General features: G+C 66.0%; 12 protein-coding genes and 1 pseudogene. 8 read left to right on the top strand and 5 right to left on the bottom strand.

Annotated elements, in window-relative coordinates:
• Positions 1–49 precede the first annotated feature (49 nt).
• Positions 50–1141: a hypothetical protein gene (locus KDB67_RS00130; RefSeq protein WP_291010849.1), complete on the bottom strand. Its 1092-nt coding sequence runs from the start codon at positions 1139–1141 to the stop codon at positions 50–52.
• 99 nt (positions 1142–1240) lie between these two features.
• Here KDB67_RS00130 and KDB67_RS00125 point away from each other — a divergent pair, with 99 nt between their 5' ends.
• Positions 1241–1372 (top strand): hypothetical protein, encoded by a 132-nt coding sequence (locus KDB67_RS00125; RefSeq protein WP_291010847.1) that lies wholly within the window; start codon positions 1241–1243, stop codon positions 1370–1372.
• A gap of 705 nt (positions 1373–2077) precedes the next feature.
• On the opposite strand, the gene KDB67_RS00120 is transcribed toward KDB67_RS00125, so the two are convergent.
• Entirely contained in the window at positions 2078–3376 is a 1299-nt protein-coding gene (locus tag KDB67_RS00120; protein WP_291010845.1) for a Fic family protein, read from the bottom strand.
• A gap of 198 nt (positions 3377–3574) precedes the next feature.
• On the opposite strand from KDB67_RS00120, the gene clpB reads away from it, so the two are divergent.
• From clpB to KDB67_RS00105, 3 genes are all read left to right on the top strand, one after another.
• Positions 3575–6127, top strand: a complete 2553-nt coding sequence (clpB, locus tag KDB67_RS00115; protein ID WP_291010843.1) for an ATP-dependent chaperone ClpB — start codon at positions 3575–3577, stop codon at positions 6125–6127.
• A 247-nt stretch (positions 6128–6374) separates the two neighbouring features.
• Positions 6375–6764 (top strand): PPOX class F420-dependent oxidoreductase, encoded by a 390-nt coding sequence (locus tag KDB67_RS00110; RefSeq protein ID WP_291010841.1) that lies wholly within the window; start codon positions 6375–6377, stop codon positions 6762–6764.
• 38 nt (positions 6765–6802) lie between these two features.
• The gene (locus tag KDB67_RS00105; RefSeq protein ID WP_333716644.1) at positions 6803–10174 is read left to right on the top strand and encodes a DEAD/DEAH box helicase; all 3372 of its coding nucleotides are present in this window, start codon (positions 6803–6805) and stop codon (positions 10172–10174) included.
• 7 nt (positions 10175–10181) lie between these two features.
• On the opposite strand, the gene KDB67_RS00100 is transcribed toward KDB67_RS00105, so the two are convergent.
• Positions 10182–11381, bottom strand: coding sequence for a M20 family metallopeptidase (locus KDB67_RS00100; RefSeq protein WP_291010928.1), 1200 nt, complete (start codon positions 11379–11381; stop codon positions 10182–10184).
• Between the two features lie 235 nt (positions 11382–11616).
• Between KDB67_RS00100 and KDB67_RS00095 the strand changes: the two are divergent.
• The 3 genes and pseudogenes from KDB67_RS00095 to KDB67_RS00085 form a co-directional block, all read left to right on the top strand.
• Positions 11617–12348, top strand: a pseudogene (locus KDB67_RS00095) (hypothetical protein); the annotation flags it as partial.
• A 431-nt stretch (positions 12349–12779) separates the two neighbouring features.
• Positions 12780–13325, top strand: a complete 546-nt coding sequence (pyrE, locus tag KDB67_RS00090; RefSeq protein ID WP_291010839.1) for an orotate phosphoribosyltransferase — start codon at positions 12780–12782, stop codon at positions 13323–13325.
• Between the two features lie 174 nt (positions 13326–13499).
• Positions 13500–14141 carry a TrmH family RNA methyltransferase gene (locus KDB67_RS00085; RefSeq protein ID WP_291010837.1) on the top strand — a complete coding sequence of 214 codons (642 nt, stop codon included), beginning with the start codon at positions 13500–13502 and terminating at the stop codon, positions 14139–14141.
• A 7-nt stretch (positions 14142–14148) separates the two neighbouring features.
• Here KDB67_RS00085 and KDB67_RS00080 read toward each other — a convergent pair whose 3' ends face one another.
• Positions 14149–14865 (bottom strand): VTT domain-containing protein, encoded by a 717-nt coding sequence (locus KDB67_RS00080; RefSeq protein WP_291010835.1) that lies wholly within the window; start codon positions 14863–14865, stop codon positions 14149–14151.
• A 235-nt stretch (positions 14866–15100) separates the two neighbouring features.
• On the opposite strand from KDB67_RS00080, the gene fbaA reads away from it, so the two are divergent.
• Complete coding sequence (fbaA, locus tag KDB67_RS00075; protein WP_291010833.1) at positions 15101–16135, top strand: class II fructose-bisphosphate aldolase; 1035 nt, start codon at positions 15101–15103, stop codon at positions 16133–16135.
• 67 nt (positions 16136–16202) lie between these two features.
• Here the strand turns inward: fbaA and KDB67_RS00070 are convergent.
• Positions 16203–17982: DUF4878 domain-containing protein (locus KDB67_RS00070; RefSeq protein WP_291010831.1), on the bottom strand; the 1780-nt coding region annotated here is incomplete at its 5' end.

Genomic DNA, 17982 nt, shown 5'->3' with positions numbered 1-17982 from the left:
CGGCTACGTTGCTGGGTGGGGCGGCTGATCAGCCGCCCGGATATCGGCGTCATCGCCTCCCAAGCAGATCGACTATGTGAGGACCCATGGAGTGATCTGACGCCAAAGCTACGGCCGCATCCGCTCTGGTGGCCAGTTCGAGCGGTTCGATGCCGAGAACGATATGAGCATGTGTGATGCGGTCGAGCGTCGCCCCGACCAGCGGAGCAACCACTCGAAGCGTCGAGTCCAAGACGTCTCCCCGAGTTGATCCTCCGTGGACGATGACGTTGCGACACCGGTACATACGACGCAGTGATCCCTCCACGTAGTCGCTGACCTGGGTGAGCATTCCTGTGGGATTCGCGAGAAGTCGGTTCATTCGGGTTACGGCGGCCGCGTCGCTGGGTAGTCGCCAAGTTCGGAGCAGTGGGATCTGTCCAGTGTTACGCAACTGGTCGGCGATGATCTGGGATCTATCCCGATTCGTCTCCGCGACATCAAGACGCGCGGACAACTCGCGGCCGGTTCCCCTTTCTGGGTCGATTCGGTACGACAGGGCGGTCAGTTCAGCTCTTGGCCACGAACATGCGACCAACCGGGCCGCGTGAGTGGCAGCGCCGACTTTGCCCTCCTTCTTGTCGCTGTCCTGAGAGTCGGTCAACAACGCCTCCAGCGCTGCCCACGCACCTGAGATCGCGGGAGCCAGCCCTCCTGAGTTGAGTGGTGCCGCCAGTTCCAGCGCGTCATCGATGGCATGCCGTTCTGCCGCATAGGTTTTCGCGGGGATGACATCGAGCAACTGCCCTTCGGTCACCAGAGACATGATTGCGGCATTGCGGTCGGGAACGCGTAGCTCAATGAAGCGATCTTCTGTCTCGACATACACCTCGCTACTAAACACGATGTGACGGTTCGAATGAGCAAACCGCGCTCGGGCACGCATCCGCTCGATAACCTCGGAAACCAACTCGACGGCGCGCTCAGCATCGCGGGCCTCCACGGTGTAGTTGAATGCGCCGAGCGCCGGTATGGAATCGAGACTTCTCAACTTGTCGGCGATCGGACCCGGTAGACTAGCGTGACGTGTGAAGTGGGGCAGGGGATCTGCCAAGCGGACGATTTCTGGAAGATCGTTCACTCGTACCCAGATACTGAACATGCGGGGACCTTTGTCCGCGAGTTCGGCAGCTTGTACGAGCAAGTCGACGGCGGAGCACTGTGAGTGCTCGCCCAACCAGCGTCGTAGGCCCACGAGACTGTGGCCGGAATCGAGGAGATGGGCCGCAGTTGCGCGAGCCGCACGTTCAGCACCGGGAGGCTCGTCAAGGGCGACCTGCGCTGCCCACCGGTCGAGATATCCGGGCCGCGCGACGTCGATGACATGACGTAGGCGGCGCCGACCATCAGACCGGACGGTGAGGTCTGACCGGAGACACTGGGTCAGCTGCTGTCGGAGCTCTTTGGAGCCGAACGCCGCGTCCTGGCCAAGCCGCGCCTCTAGGCTACGTTGCAACCAGTTAACGGCAGAGGGGCTGAGTACCTGCCGGTCAAGCCATTGTCCGACTTCATGAAGTTCTTCAAGTGTCAGGAATGTACCCACATCCCACAACCGTCGTGACCAGGGAGTTCTCGGGTTGGTGAAGTCCCGGAATCTGGCATTGACGTGCCGACTGTACGCTGAAGCAGGATCAGTACCTGGGCTGCTCAACGACTATCCCCCTGAGTCGTGGAAAAAAGAAGGGGCGCGACCGAAGCCGCGCCCCTTGAGGGTTACTACCCTTGTTTAAGTTCTATGTCCGTTCACTCGGACTCAGCCACTATAGCACGTCAGTGCGCGGGGCCGAAAACTCCAGTCCGGGTAGTCCGGGCCTTGGTTGGGTGGAGTTCTGGTCGTCCGTAGGATCGAGCGCTTGTTGAGTCCTGATTCAGACAAGTCAGGGGCTGCCGGTCACGCCGCGAGCCCCACCCATCACTGTGCACGATTACCTGTGACGCTCAGGCAGTTCCCCATCGACCGATCCACCTGAACCAGCGGTCTGGGACCCGCCCGCTGCACAAAGGCCCATGGCGCCCACACACTCTGATGGCGGCTTGCCTATTCCCGTGTCGGTGGTCGCGCGGGAGCCGGTCGGGACGGTGGTGAGGTGCGGGTGTCGAACTGGGTGCTCGCGAGACGGCGTTCGGTGATGCCGACGAGATCGAGGATGTCGTGGGCCAGGTAGCCGGTGGTTCCGCGTTCGATGACCTTGCGAGTGAGTACTCCTGCGTCCGCGAGTTCTTCGAGTGCGTTGCGGGCGGTGTTGAAGGAGGCGTCGATCAGTCGTTCGGCTGAGCGTGCAGTGAGCACGGGTGCTTCCGGGAGGAGCGACAACATGCGTTGCGCTGCCGAGTTGGCGCGCAGAGTCGTCCGCAGTCCGCGCTCAGCTCTGTTCTGGTGGACCTTGTGATGCCATGCGGTTTCCAGTGCCGAGACATCGGCCGCGAGCTGTGCGGCCTGGTCGATGGTGATGGATGCCGCTTCGACGAAAAACGTCAGCCACGCCGTTTGTCCGTTACCCGCCTCGGCTCGGTCTGCGGGTCCAATGTATCGGTAGCTGTTCAGGCCTTCGACGTATCGGTCACTCAGCGTTGCCAGCACGAGGCTGACGGGCAGGACGGCGTCGGGCGATAGCCCGCCACGCGCCAGGACCGTGTGAATCAGGGCCCTGCCGACTCGTCCGTTCCCATCGGTGAACGGGTGGATCGTCTCGAACTGCGCGTGAGCCAGGCCCGCCTGGATGAGTGGCCCGTGCGAGGCGCCGTTCATGTACCGGACGAGATCATCGACCAGGGTGGGGACCATCTCCGGTGGTGGCGGAACAAACTGCGCGCTCAGTGGATTCCAATTCGAACCTCCGATCCAGTTCTGGACCGTGCGGATTCCTCGATGCCGGTCGTCCGGCAGCAGACCATCGTGCAGCGCCTCGATGTCGGTGATCGTGATGGTTGGTGAGCTCACGAGTTCACCGGACGCTGTGCGCAGGACGGCGATGTTGTTTGCGACCAGTTTCGCCTTGTCGCTGAGACCCCGGACCTTCTCGGTCAGGCCCAGTTCGGCGAGCGCCACCTGCTGCGGCGACGGTGCGATGCCTTCGATCATCGAACTGGAGATGGCCTCCGAACGGGTGAGGAGCCGGGAGATCGCCGCCAGGCCACGTGAGCCGGGGAGCACGGAGAGGCCCCGGATTGCCCGTTCGGCGGCGGCAGCTGATGCTCCGAGGGCGCCATCGAGGGCCAGTGGGCGTCCGCACAGCATGTCGGGGACGTACGCCGAGTATCGGCCACCACGACGGTCTGCCGCGACCAGGCCTGACTGGTCAGCGGGTTGCCAGTGCCGGTGGATGAGTTCGGCCATCGTTGAAGGTTGTGACCTTTCTGTGAATCGTCAGGCGGATCATTGAAGTTTATAGGTCAAACTTCAATGAGCAGACGGTTCGTTGAAGGTTAAGTGCCGAATCATGAGTTGAGTGGAATACGCTCAAGTCTGTTGGTGTTGTCGACTCTGTAGGCTCATACTTGAGTCTGTTGGACTAAAGAGAAAGGCAGAAGCGAAGTGGACAGCTTCACCCCCACGACCAAGACGCAGCAGGCGCTGAGCGCCGCCGTGCAGGCCGCGACCGCTGCCGGCAACTCGGACGTGCGTCCCGCTCACATCCTGGTGGCACTGCTCGATCAGTCCGACGGTATCGCCGCGCCGCTGCTCAAGGCTGTCGGAGTGGACCCGTCGACGGTTCGGACACTGGCCCAGGCGATCGTCGACCGCGCGCCCACCGTCGCCAGTGCCAGCGCGACCCCACAACTTTCCCGCGAGTCGATCGCGGCTGTCAGCGCCGCGCAACAGCTCGCCGGCGAACTCAACGACGAGTACGTCTCCACCGAACACCTCGTCGTCGGCCTGGCGACCGGGGACTCCGACGTCGCGAAACTCCTGCACAACCAGGGTGCGACCCCGCAGGCGCTGCGCGAGGCGTTCGTGTCCGTACGGGGTACGGCACGGGTGACCTCCGCAGACCCCGAATCGACGTATCAGGCGCTGGAGAAGTACTCCACCGATCTCACCGCCGCCGCCCGCGAAGGCAAGCTCGACCCGGTCATCGGCCGAGACTCCGAGATCCGCCGCGTCGTGCAGGTGTTGAGTCGGCGTACCAAGAACAACCCCGTGCTCATCGGCGAGCCCGGAGTCGGCAAGACCGCCATCGTCGAAGGGCTCGCCCAGCGCATTGTTGCCGGCGACGTGCCGGAGTCGTTGCGCGGCAAGACCGTCATCTCCCTCGACCTCGGTTCGATGGTCGCCGGTGCCAAGTACCGTGGTGAATTCGAGGAACGCCTCAAGGCGGTCCTCGACGAGATCAAAGGCTCCGCCGGACAGGTCATCACGTTCATCGATGAGCTGCACACCATCGTCGGCGCCGGTGCCACCGGCGATTCGGCGATGGACGCGGGCAACATGATCAAGCCGATGCTCGCGCGCGGGGAACTGCGCCTCGTCGGTGCGACGACGCTCGAGGAATACCGCAAGTACATCGAGAAGGACGCCGCCCTCGAACGGCGCTTCCAGCAGGTGTACGTCGGTGAGCCGTCCGTCGAGGACGCCATCGGTATCCTGCGCGGCCTCAAGGAGAAGTACGAGGTGCACCACGGCGTGCGCATCACCGACTCCGCATTGGTTGCCGCCGCAACACTTTCCGACCGGTACATCACCTCGCGGTTCCTGCCCGACAAGGCCATCGACCTCGTCGACGAGGCCGCCTCCCGGCTGCGGATGGAAATCGACTCGCGCCCCGTCGAAATCGACGAGGTGGAGCGGATCGTCCGCCGCCTGGAGGTCGAAGAGCTTGCGCTGCAAAAGGAAACCGATGCGGCATCCAAGGAACGGCTGGAAAAGCTGCGGCAAGAACTGGCCGACCAGAAGGAGAAGCTGAACGAGCTGTCAGCCCGCTGGCAGGGTGAGAAGACCGCCATCGACTCGGTGCGTGATCTGCGTGAGGAGCTCGATCGTCTTCGTGGACAGGCTGATCGGGCCGAACGCGACGGTGACCTGGGTAAGGCCGCCGAACTGCGGTACGGCAAGATCCCCGGCCTGGAGAAGCAACTCGACGCCGCCGTCGAGAAGACCGGTGCCGCACCGGGGCAGGACGTGATGCTGCAGGAGGAGGTCGGCCCTGACGACGTCGCCGAGGTCGTCTCGTCGTGGACCGGTGTGCCCGCCGGTCGCATGCTCGAAGGTGAGAGCGCCAAGCTGCTCCGCATGGAAGATGAACTGGGACAACGGGTCATCGGGCAGAAGGATGCTGTCACCGCGGTATCCGATGCCGTCCGCCGGGCCCGTGCCGGTGTGGCCGACCCGAACCGGCCGCTCGGGTCGTTCCTGTTCCTCGGGCCCACCGGTGTCGGCAAGACCGAACTGGCGAAGGCGCTGGCGGAGTTCCTGTTCGACGACGAGCGTGCCATGGTGCGTATCGACATGAGTGAGTACGGCGAAAAGCACAGCGTTGCACGGCTCGTCGGTGCACCTCCGGGGTATGTCGGGTACGAGTCGGGTGGTCAGCTCACCGAGGCCGTCCGTCGTCGCCCCTATACCGTCGTCCTGTTCGACGAGGTGGAGAAGGCGCACCCGGACGTGTTCGACGTGCTGCTGCAGGTGCTCGACGAAGGCCGGCTCACCGACGGGCAGGGCCGCACCGTCGACTTCCGCAACACCATCCTCATCCTGACGTCCAACCTCGGGTCGGGTGGCGACAAGGACTTCGTGATGGCCGCGGTGCGTTCGGCGTTCAAACCCGAATTTGTCAACCGCCTCGACGACGTCGTCATCTTCGACGCACTGAGCGCCGAAGAGCTGGTGTCCATCGTCGACATCCAACTCGGGCAGCTCGGCAAGCGTCTGGCCCAGCGCAGGCTGCGGCTGGAGGTGTCGGCGAACGCCAAGAAGTGGCTGGCCGACCGCGGATTCGACCCGCTGTATGGCGCCCGGCCGCTGCGTCGGTTGGTGCAGCAGGCGATCGGCGACCAACTCGCCAAGTTGTTGCTGGCCGGGACGGTGCGCGACGGGGATGTGGTGCCCGTCAATGTGTCCGCCGACGGGGAGGGGCTGGTCCTGGGGTAACCGGCCGATCTACGGACTGCTGATAGCCGGCGGTGCCCGCGAGGTAATTCCTGCGGGCACTGCCGTCGCCTCCGGGGTGGTCGCGTCAGGTGTCGAATGGTCGCCGGACCCTTCGTGACCCTCGCTCCTTCGTCGCTTCGGCCTCAGGGATCAAGGAGGTGATTGGTTCGTTCGTCGCTTCGGTCTCAGGGGTCAAGGTGGCGGATTGCTGGGAAGTAGGTCGGTCTTGGGCGCGTAGGGTGGGGGGATGTCTGGATTCGGTGAGGCCGGGACCGCGAAGTATGTTGCGCTGACGACGTTTCGGAAGGACGGGACACCCGTGTCGACGCCGCTGTGGGCGGCGCTCGACGGGGATCGATTGGTGATGTGGACGCGCACCGAGTCGTGGAAGGTCAAGCGAATCCGGCGCAATCCCGAGGTGATCGTGCAGGCGTGCGACGCCCGGGGCAAGGTCCTCACGGGCGAACCTGTGTCCGGACGGGCCGAGATTCTCGACGCCGCCGGCACCGAACGGGCGCGCGGACTTATCATCGCGAAGTACGGGGTCGCCGGGCGGATCACCGTGCTCGGCAGCACCCTGCGACGTGGCAAGGGTGGCACGATCGGCCTGTCGATCAGTCTTGCGAGCCCCGCCTGACCGTCACTGATGTCGTAGTGGGCACGTAGTCTGGCCGGGTGACCGGGGACCTGCTGCGTATCGCGCCTGCCGAACTGCTGCGGCGGTTCGGCGGTGGTGCCATGAACAAGGGCACCCGATACTCCAACACCGGCATGGTCCTGGAGTACGGCTGGAACCAGCGCGGCGAACTGACCGGCACGTGCCGGGGTTCGGGGCGGGAGATCTACCAGGTCACCGTGACGTTCAACGGTGTCCCGTCGTCCCGCACGATCGCGAACGCCAGGTGTACGTGCCCGGTGGGGATGTTCTGCAAACACGGGGTGGCGTTGCTACTGGTGGCGGCCCGCGGCGGCGCGACGCGCCCCCCGCCCACGGTGTCCTGGCGGACGATGTTCTCGGGAGTGCTGGCGGAGACCGAACCCGGGGTCGCGGACACATCGTCGCAGGTTCGTCCGCTCGCGCTGTGCTTCGGCGTGGAAACACCGAACGGCTACTTCGCGCAGTTGGCCGGCAGCTCGGACCCGATGCTGATGCTGTATCCGATGACCATGGGCAAACGTGGCAAGTGGATCAAGACGGGAGCCTCGTGGGCGAACGTGCTTGATTCGCGGGGCTGGGACTTTCCACCCGCCCAGGAGATCGCCGTCACCGCATTGCACAGAGCGCTCACCGGCAACTCGTACTCCTATGGCGCCGAGCGGGTCGGTCTGTCCCAGGCACCTGTCACGTTCTGGACGTTGCTGGAGGCGGCGCAGCGGGCTGGGGTGACACTGATCGCCGATCCCGCGCTGCGTGCCACGTCCGTGCGGGTGACCACCACCCGGCTCAGCTACACGCTGCGGGCGCACGCGACGGGGGCGCAGCTGACCACGGTGTTCGAGATCGGTGACGCCGACCCGCTGCCTGCCGGGGAGGTGCGCGGACTGCTCGGTCCGGCACGTAAGACGCATGGGCTGTGGACCGTTCGCGACGGCACGCTGCTCCTCGCGGCCTTCGACCCGGTGCCCAGTACGGCTGAGCTCGACGCCGCCCGCACGGGGGAGGACGTGCTCATCCCGGCCGACGATCTGCCTGAATTTTCGGCCGAGGTGCTGCCGCGGCTGTCGCGGGCGCGCAGTGTGCACGTGCACGACGAGCAACTGTTCGCCCCACCCCGCATCGAGGGTCCGTTCGCGGTGCTGACGCTGTCGCCGGGAACCGGTGGTGGTGCGCGGCTGTCGTGGAGCATCGGATACCAGGTAAACGACACGCGGCACGTCTTCGATCCGGCGGAGGCGGTGACCGTCGCCTATCGCGACAAGGCGGCCGAGGCCGCGCTGTGGGAGTCGTTGCGGCCGGAGTTGTCGGCGACGGCCTGGATGTGCCGGGCGTGGGCGGTGCATGCGAGGGAATACTGGCAGCGCCGGTTGTATCGTGAATCCTCGGTCGCTGTGCTGGACGAGCTGGACCTGCTGCTCAGCGGTCAATCGGCCGAGGCGCTCATCGCGGCGTCGAGCATCGTGAGTCTCCTTGTACCGATGGAACTTTCCGGTGTCGAGACGGCTGTTCTCGTGGTGGAGGCGCTTCCCGAACTCGACGAACATCCCGATGTGATCGTCGACAACCGGCTCGACATGGACTACCGGCCCGCCGGTGCTGCTCCCAGCATTGAATTCTCCTCGGAGGACGGCGAATTCGGCAACGACTGGTTCAGTCTCGGGATCACCGTCACGGTGGGGACCACGGCGGTGCCCGTTGCCGATGTCATCCGCGAAATTGTCTCCGGTGCAACGCATATGTTGCTCGCCGACGGTGTGTATTTCTCCCTCGACACCCCGGAACTGCGCAAGCTGGCCGACCTGCTGGCCGAGGCGCGGGCACTCGGCGAGATCGAATCGGGCAAGGTGCACTCCGGAACGCTCAACGCGACCTTCTGGGAGGAACTGCTCGCACTCGGGGTGGTCGACGAACAACTGGCGCGCTGGCAGGAGCGGATGTCGGCGCTGGCATCGGCCGTTCCGCCCCATCGGCTCGATCCGCCGAACGAACTGCGTGCCGACCTGCGCGACTATCAGCGGTCGGGATATGACTGGCTGAACTTCCTGTGGGACAACGAACTCGGCGGTATCCTGGCCGACGACATGGGCCTGGGCAAGACTGTGCAGGCGCTCGCGCTCATCAGCCGCGCGGTGGCCGAGGATCCGCACACGAGTTTCCTGGTGATCGCACCGACCTCCGTCGTCGCCAACTGGGCCGCCGAATGCCGAAAGTTCGCACCTGAATTGGAAGTGGCCACCGTGACGGCCACCCGGGCAAAGACCGGGAAGAGCTTCGATCAGCAGGCGACCGGTACCAATGTGGTGGTCACCTCATACACACTACTGCGCCTACTGTTCGACGAGATCAACGAATACTCCTGGAGCGGAGTGATTTTCGACGAGGCGCAGTTCATCAAGAATCACACCGGGAAAACTCATCAGTGCGCGCGGCGGCTCGATTCGGGATTCAAACTCGCCATCACCGGCACCCCGATGGAGAACAATCTGATGGAATTGTGGTCGCTGCTGAGTGTTACCGCGCCCGGACTGTTCCCGTCGCCGGTGGCGTTCACCGACTACTTCCGCAAACCCATCGAATCGCATTCGACGCCCGAGCGACTGGGGGTGCTGCGCCGGCGGATCAAGCCGGTCATGTTGCGGCGCACAAAGGATCAGGTCGCCATTGATCTGCCGCCCAAGCAGGAACAGGCGCTGGTGCTCGATCTCTCGTCGCGGCACCGCAAGATCTACGACACCCGGCTGGCCCGCGAACGGCAGAAAGTGCTCGGGCTGCTCGGTGACTGGGAGAAGAACCGCTTTCAGGTGTTCCGTTCGCTCAGCCTGCTGCGTCAGCTCAGCCTGCACGCCGCGCTCGTCGACGAATCGCACCACGGGGTCTCCTCATCGAAGGTCGACTATCTCACCGAACAGTTGCCCGAACTGGTCGCCGAAGGCCACAACGCGCTCGTGTTCAGTCAGTTCACCCGCTTCCTGCATATCCTCACCGCGCACCTGGACAAGGTGGGTATCGCCTACAGCTACCTCGACGGGTCGATGAATGCCGCCGAACGTGCCGACGCCGTGCGGCGGTTCACTTCGGGGGAGACCAAGGTGTTCCTGATCAGCCTCAAGGCCGGCGGATTCGGGCTCAACCTCACCGAGGCCGACTACTGCTTCGTATGCGATCCGTGGTGGAACCCGGCCGCCGAGGCGCAGGCCGTCGACCGCGCCCACCGGATCGGCCAGACGCGCCCCGTCAACGTGTACCGGCTGGTGTCGGCGGGCACCATCGAGGAACGGGTGGTGGCGCTGCAGGACCGCAAACGCGCCCTGTTCGACGCGGTGGTGGACGACGGCGAACTGTTCGGCACCACGATCAGCGCCGACGACATCCGCGCGATGATCGGCTGAGCCCGCGTCAGCCCAGCATGCGCAGGGCCATGAGGGTGTACACCCTGGCGGCGATGAGCAGGTCGTCGACGACCACCGATTCGTCGGGCTGATGGGCCTGGGTGTTGATGTTGCCGGGGCCGAGGACGACGGCCGGGATGCCGAGGTCTCGGGAGATGAAACCGCCATCGCAGGCGGCCGTCCAGCCGCCCACGCTGGGCGCCCGGTCCTGCGCGGTGATCGCCGAACGAGCCGTGTCGATCAGGGGATGGTTCGCATCTGTGACGAAGCCGGGCATCTCCATCGTGACTGTGACTGCGACGTCGATGCCGTCGCAGTCGATGCCGGTCTCTGTGATGCGCCGGCGTACCTCCTCGGCGATCTGCTCCGCGGACTCGCCCGGCATGAGCCTGCGGTCGACGCCGAGCGAACACATCGGTGCGACCACTGAGATGCCCTGTCCGCCGTGGACAGTGCCCACATTCCAGGTGCCGAAGCCGAGCAGGTCGTCGGGGTCGGCGGCCAGTCGATCCTGGTCGTCGGAAAGCAACCCGATGATCCGGGCCGCGGCGTTGATCGCGCTGCGGCCGTCGGCGGGTCTGCCGCTGTGCGCGGCGCGGCCGGTGACCTCGATGTCGATGTACGACGCCCCGCGGCAGCCGCGCACGATGGTCAGGTCGGTGGGTTCGGCCACCACACAGCCGAGGAACGTGTGGTCGGGGGGACGAGTGACGAATCGGCGGACGCCGAGGCCGTGTTCCTCCTCATCGACGGTGCATACCAGCCGGACCGGGCCGGTCAGGGGTACGTCGTGGCGGCGCAGCACGTCCATCGCGGCGAGCACCGCGGCCAGGCCGCCCTTCATATCGGTGGTGCCGCGGCCGACGAGCAGGGTGCGGCCGGCGTCGTCGACGGCGCGCCGCACCCGGTACGGGTCGCCCGTCCAATTCGGGCCGGCCGGCACCACATCGGAATGGCCGAGGAACATCAGGCCGGGTCCGGTGGCGGCGGGTGGCAGCCAGGTGACGGTCACGTTGGGCCGACCCGGCGCCACCTCGTCGGTCTCGGCGATCAGGCCCAGGCCGGTCGCGGCCTCGATGAGCACTCCGGTGGCCGCAGCCTCCGAGCCACCCGGATTCTCGCTCGGCGCCTGCACCAGTGCGCACGTGAGCCCTTCGATCAGGCCGGTGTCGATGTCGTCGCAGATCAGCCGCTCGGTGTCTGTCAGCCGGTCTGGGTCTGTCAGCCGGTCTGGGTCTGTCAGCCGGTCTGGGTCGGTCAGCGGGTCTGGGCAGGGAACTTCGGGGCTCACGCGGCCATCTTCTCACCGGCATTGACCTAAACCCCACCGATGGCGGCAAGCATCGCAACTATTGTCGCGCCGGGGGCTATCGGTGGGGTTTGGGTCGGGCGGTGGTGGCAATCGGTACGTCCGCGGGCGCCCGATAGTAATGTGGGGCCCGATGACCATCATCTATCTAGTGCTCGGCGTTCTGGCGCTGGCAGGTGCGGCGGTTCTGCTGTACCTCGACCGGCGGCGATCGGTCGTGTCCCATCATCAGCGTGCCGCCTGGGGTGAGCAGCACGGATTCAAGTTCCGCGAGTCCGACAGCAAACTCCGCAAGGTGTTCGTCAGGGCCGGGATGAACGTCCCCGAGCACGTCGAGGTGGCCGCTGTGGCCTACGGCGAGTACGACGGCGCCGAAGCGGTGGTGTTCGACCTTCAGGAGACGGCCACCGTCATCGCGGTGCGTAGGTCGTTCCCGTCCCGCGTGGTCGTCGACCTGCGACACGAGGACGTGCTGGCCCCCGCTGAAGATGACGTGGAGTTGCTCGGCGCGATGGGGCAGCGCGTGATGTTCTCCAACAACCTCGACGTGGCCCGCAGAGTCTGCGACCGGCGCATGGTGGTACTGGCCAACACCGCCCCCACCTACGTCGAGGTGCTGTGGAACGAGGGCCACTGGGCGCTCGGTTCGCTGCCGCTCACCGACGACGGCGAGGAACTCGACACAGCGCTGGAGGTGGTGCGGCGATTTGCTGACCTGCTACGGGTGCTGCCGCCGCTGCAGGGCCCACAGGACACGCCCGACCCGCGCGATCCGCATGGCCCGTCCCGGCCCGAACTGGCCGACAAGAAGACAGAGATGCTACGCGACAGTGAGCGGCGGGCCCGGGCAGAGGCATCCAGGTCCGAGTCGTCCAGATCCGCCGTCGCCGCACCCGCTGAAGGCAGGCACGGAGCCGGTAGGCACGAGGCGGGTCGTCACGATGCGGGCCGGGGAGGCGACCGGCATCCCGGGCGCCCGACCACCAGCCCAGGCATACCAGTTGCCGGGCAGCAGGCACATCGTCGCCCGCCACCCGTCCGGCCGGGACTGGCGTCCAACACATCCGCACCAATCGCCGTGCCCGTGACGTCGACCGGTGCGCGGTCGGGACCACGGCCACAGCCGATTCGGGCCGGTGACACAGGCGGTAGGGACACAAGCGGTAGGGACACCGGCGCTAGGGACACAGTCGGTGTCGATCCTGTCGATGACGCGGTGGCCCCACCCGTCCCCGCCCGGCCCATCCCCATCAACCGGCCCGGTCGGCGCCGCCAGGAAAGTGAGTAGCTCCCGCGATGAGTCTCGATGCAGCCAAACGTGAACGGCTGGCCCGGCTCGTCACCGAACTGGCCGTCGTCCACGGCCGGGTGACCCTGTCGTCCGGCAAGGAAGCCGACTATTACGTCGATCTGCGCCGGGCGACTCTGCACCACGAGGCGTCACCGCTGATCGGGTCGCTTATGCGGCAGCTCACCGATGACTGGGACTACGACGCCGTCGGTGGCCTGACCCTGGGCGCAGACCCGGTCGCGACGTCGATCATGCACGCGGACGGCCGCCCCATCGACGCGTTCGTCGTGCGTAAGGCCGCGAAGGCGCACGGCATGCAGCGGCGCATCGAAGGCCCCGACATCGACGGCCGCCGGGTACTGATCGTCGAGGACACCTCCACCACCGGTGCGTCGCCGTCCGAAGCGGTGCGTGCGGCCCGCGAGGTGGGGGCGATAGTGGTGGGCGTGGCGACCGTCGTCGACCGGGCCACCGGCGCCGACGCGGTGATCGGGGAGCTCGGTGTGCCGTACCGGTCGCTGCTCGGGCTCAGTGACCTCGGTCTTGGCTGATCCGGGTCCGTTGGGGCCGTCGGGGGTGGGCGCGTCAGGCGTGGATCGTCACCGGACCCTTCGTGACCCTCGCTTCTTCGTTGTTTCGGCCTCAGGGATCAAGATGTTTGGTTGCTTCTTGGTTGTTTCGGTCTTGGGGGTCTAGATGTTTGGTTGCTTGTGACGGGGGAATCTGTGGGCGGGCCGACTGAGTGGCAGGCGGGGGAGCCTGTCGGGGTCGGGCCGTGGGAGGGGGCGTGGCCGGAGGGGGCGCGCTATGATCCTGAGCTGCTCACGGCCGGTGACACCCGCAATGTCGTCGACGCGTACCGGTACTGGACGCGGGAGGCGATCGTCGCCGATATCGACGCCCGGCGGCATCCGTTTCACGTGGCCATCGAGAATTTCGCGCACGACGCCAACATCGGGACCGTGGTGCGCACCGCGAACGCCTTCGCGGCCGCCGCGGTGCACATCGTCGGGCGGCGGCGCTGGAACAGGCGCGGGGCGATGGTCACCGACCGCTACCAGCATCTGATGCACCACGAGACCGTCGACGAGCTGATGGTGTGGGCGGGGGAGCAGGGGCTGGCAGTGGTGGCCGTCGACAACACGCCCGGATCGGTACCGCTGGAGACCGCGGACCTGCCGCGCGAGTGCGTGCTGCTGTTCGGTCAGGAGGGACCCGGCGTGAGCGACATCGCGCAGCGGCACGCGGACCTGACGGTGTCGATCGCCCAGTTCGGGTCGACGCGCAGCATCAACGCCGGGGTGGCCGCCGGGATCGCGATGCACGCGTGGATCCGGCAGCACGCGGACCTGAATCAGGCCTGGTAGCCGACGCTCAGACGGTGTCCTCGGCGGCCGGGGCGTCCTGTGCCGCGGTCTCCGGGTTGTTCTTGGCGGCACGCTTGCGGCGGTACCACTCGATCGCCATCGGCGCCACCGACAGCACGACGATGAGAATGAAGATCGGCTCGATGAGTTTCTGGACGATCTCGAACCGGCCCAGCCAGTAGCCGAGCAGTGTGATCCCCGCACCCCACACGATGGCGCCGAGCACGTTGTAGAAGGTGAAGACGGCGAACTTCATCTTGGCGGCACCGGCGACGATCGGGGCGAGCGTGCGCACGATCGGCACGAAACGTCCCAGGAAGATGGTGATCGGGCCGTACTTCTCGAAGAACTCGTGCGCCTCGGTGATGTAGCGCTCCTTGAGGAAGCGGGCGTCGGGTTTGAACATCTCCGTCCCGACGTACCGGCCGATCCAGTAGCCGATCTGGCCGCCGATGATCGCGGCGATCGGGATGAACAGCAGCAACTGCCACAGCGAGGCGAACTTGTCGATGTCGTCCTTGCCGCCGGCGGCGACGACCATACCGGCCACGAACAGCAGCGAGTCGCCCGGCAGCACCGGGAACAGCACACCCGACTCGATCAGGACGACCAGCAGCAGACCCCAGAAGGCCCATGCGCCGAACCAGCTGAGCACATTGATCGGGTCGAGGATGCCGGGCAGGGCAACCGTGGTGGTGGTCTGGGCGAGAACGGTGTCGATCACGGGGCTCGAGCCTACCGGTAGTGCCTGAGAAGTCGCTCAGGGTGAGACGCGGATCAAACGGACACCCCGGTGTGCAGGCGTGCACGCACACGAACGCGCACCGCTTGCCATACTGAGTGGGTAGTGAACCCACTCGACAGGCCGGTCCCCGGCGCCCCAAGCAGAGCGATGATCGTCGCACGCCTGCGCCGTCCGCGGGAAACCTGAACCACCTACACGGTTGGAGGACAGAAAAATGCCCATCGCCACTCCCGAGCAATACGCCGAGATGCTCACCAAGGCCAAGGAGGGAGGCTACGCGTTCCCCGCGATCAACTGCACCTCCTCGTCCACGATCAACGCCGCCATCAAGGGCTTCGCCGACGCCGGCAGCGACGGCATCATCCAGTTCTCCACCGGTGGCGCCGAGTTCGGTTCCGGCCTCGGCGTCAAGGACATGGTGACCGGCGCGGTGGCCCTGGCCGAGTTCGCGCACGTCGTCGCCGCCAAGTACGGCGTCACCATCGGCCTGCACACCGACCACTGCCCCAAGGACAAGCTCGACACCTACGTCCGGCCGCTGCTGGCGATCTCCCAGGAACGTGTCGACGCCGGTAAGAACCCGCTGTTCCAGTCGCACATGTGGGACGGCAGCGCGGTACCGATCGACGAGAACCTGCTCATCGCCCAGGAACTGCTGAGCCTGTCGGCCGCCGCCAAGATCATCCTGGAGATCGAGATCGGCGTCGTCGGTGGCGAGGAGGATGGTGTCGAGGCCGCCATCGACGACAAACTGTTCACCACCCCCGAGGACTTCGAGAAGACCGTCGATGCGCTCGGCGTCGGCGAGAAGGGCCGCTACCTGCTGGCCGCCACCTTCGGCAACGTGCACGGCGTGTACAAGCCCGGCAACGTCAAACTGCGTCCCGACGTGCTCAACACCGGCCAGGAGGTTGCCACCAAGAAGCTCGGTCTCGCCGAAGGTTCCAAGCCGTTCGACTTCGTCTTCCACGGCGGATCGGGCTCGCTCAAGAGCGAGATCGAGGAATCCCTCAGCTACGGCGTCGTCAAGATGAATGTCGATACCGACACCCAGTACGCCTACACCCGGCCCGTCGCCGGCCACATGTTCAGCAACTACGACGGTGTGCTGAAGGTCGACGGCGACGTGGGCAACAAGAAGGTGTACGACCCGCGCAGCTGGTCCAAGCTGGCCGAGACCTCGATGAGTGAGCGGGTCGTCGAGGCGTGCACCGACCTCAAGTCGGTCGGCAAGTCGATCAGCGCCTGACCGTTGGTGAACGGCAGCGGCCCGGACAGGAATACTCCTGTCCGGGCCGCTTGCCGTTTCGCTGCTGCTACTCGGCGTTACACACCTTCCACTCGCCCTCGACCTTGCGCAGCACGATGATCACATCGTGCTGCTCGGAGGGCCTGCTGGTGTTGACGGCCTCCACCTGCACGTTGGCGGTGCCGTCCTCGTTGATCATCGCCGCGGTGACCCGGTTGATCCGGATCAGCTGATCGGCTTCCTTCTGCTGCTCGTAGATCGCCCGGTACTGGTCCTCTTTGCCGTCCCACTGGGTGAACTCCTGGCGTTTGGGATCGCAGGTGATCTCCCGCAACGTGCTCAGGTCACCCTTGTACAGCGCCCGGCCGTATGTTTCGGCGGTCTGGGCGGCCCGATCGACATCGGCCGTCGATTTGTTGGCGCTCCGCATCGACGTCACCAACATCACCAGGGCGATGATGGCCGCCACCGCTACGAGTGCGCCTACCAGCCACCACTTCTTCTTGCCGCCACCGGCCGAGGCCGTGGCACCGACCGTCGTAGGCGTACGGGGTGTCGTCGACCAGCCGTCGGTCTTTGCCGCTGCGGCCGCCCCAGCGCCCGCGGCCGTTCCAGCCCCTGCGACTGCCCCTGTTCCCGTGACGGCCGCAGCGGGTTTGACCGGTGCCGCCACTGGGCGTGCCGCCGCCGGGCGGGGCAGTTTCTCCACAGGGGCCTTGACCCCGGGCATCTTCGGGGTCTTGACCGTCGGCGCCTCGGACGCGGCGACGTCCGGACCCGCGGCCGGCCGGGGTTTCGAGACAGGGGGTTTCGGGGTTGGGGGTTTCGGGGTTGGGGGTATTGAGACCTGGGGTGCCGGGGTCTGCTTCGGCTTGTCGAGCTCGAGGGTTACCGGTTCCTCGGCGGGCTTGGTGCCGGGCTTGGCGATGTCCGGCACCGCGGCGGCTGCGAACTTCTTCGTCGCCTGGTCCGGGGGCTCCACTTCGGTGGTCGCGTCGGCGTCATCGGCTTTCCCGGCCTCGGCGACGACCTCGGTGGTCGCGTCCGGTGCGATTTCCGTGGTCGCGATTTCCGTGGTCGCGATTTCCGTGGTCGCGATTTCCGGAGTTGCTATCTCGGCAGTTTCGATTTCGGCAGTTTCGAGCTTGCCGGGTTCGATTTCGGCAGTTTCAAGCTTGCCGGGTTCGAGTTCGGTAGTTGCGAGCTCGGGGGTTTCGTCCTTGCTCGACACGTCTGTGGTGGTGTCGGGCTCGGCGGTGGGGGAGTCGGCTTCCTCGGCGGCGGTATCGTCTGTGCTCGGATCGTCGGTGCCAGCGGCCTCTGGTTCGGTGGCCTCTGGTTCGGACTCTTTTGCGCCCGACTCTTCTGCTTCCGGTTCTTCTGCTTCCGGTCCTTCCGCTTTGGCTTCTTCCGCTTTGGCTTCTTCTGCTTTGGCTTCGTCGTCTCCGGTGATCGCCGCGGTGGCCACGGCTCCCGCGATAACCGCTCCTGCCGCGACCGTGGCTACTCCCGGTCCGTCCGCGCCAGTGTCGGTGCTGTCGGTTTCTGGGCTGTCGGTTTCTGGGCTGTCGGACTGTGTGCTGTCGGACTCAGCCACGTCTGCCGGTCGCGTGACGATTTCGGCGGGTGCCGTGTTCTCGGGCTCGGTGGAGGTTGCGGGTTCGGTGGTGGCGTCGGGCTCGGTTTCGGACTCTGCCGTCTTTTCGGACTCTGCCGTCGCTTCGGGCGCTGCGGTCGCCTCCGATTCGGCGGTCGCCTCGGGCTCTGTGGGCTTTTCGGGCGCTGCGGTCGCCTCCGATTCGGCGGTCGCCTCGGGCTCTGTGGGCTTTTCGGGCGCTGCGGTCGCC

The sequence above is a fragment of the Gordonia sp. (in: high G+C Gram-positive bacteria) genome, from assembly GCF_020438995.1.
GTDB lineage: Bacteria > Actinomycetota > Actinomycetes > Mycobacteriales > Mycobacteriaceae > Gordonia.
Note: the sequence above shows the minus strand (reverse complement) of the source record. Positions and strands in the feature narration are given on the sequence as shown.

Excerpts from the sequence above, each read along its gene's own strand:
- KDB67_RS00110 (WP_291010841.1), top strand. The coding sequence starts at position 6,375 with ATGTCTGGATTCGGTGAGGCCGGGACCGCGAAGTATGTTGCGCTGACG.
- KDB67_RS00120 (WP_291010845.1), bottom strand. The coding sequence starts at position 3,376 with ATGGCCGAACTCATCCACCGGCACTGGCAACCCGCTGACCAGTCAGGC.
- pyrE (WP_291010839.1), top strand. The coding sequence starts at position 12,780 with ATGAGTCTCGATGCAGCCAAACGTGAACGGCTGGCCCGGCTCGTCACC.
- fbaA (WP_291010833.1), top strand. The coding sequence starts at position 15,101 with ATGCCCATCGCCACTCCCGAGCAATACGCCGAGATGCTCACCAAGGCC.
- KDB67_RS00130 (WP_291010849.1), bottom strand. The coding sequence starts at position 1,141 with ATGTTCAGTATCTGGGTACGAGTGAACGATCTTCCAGAAATCGTCCGC.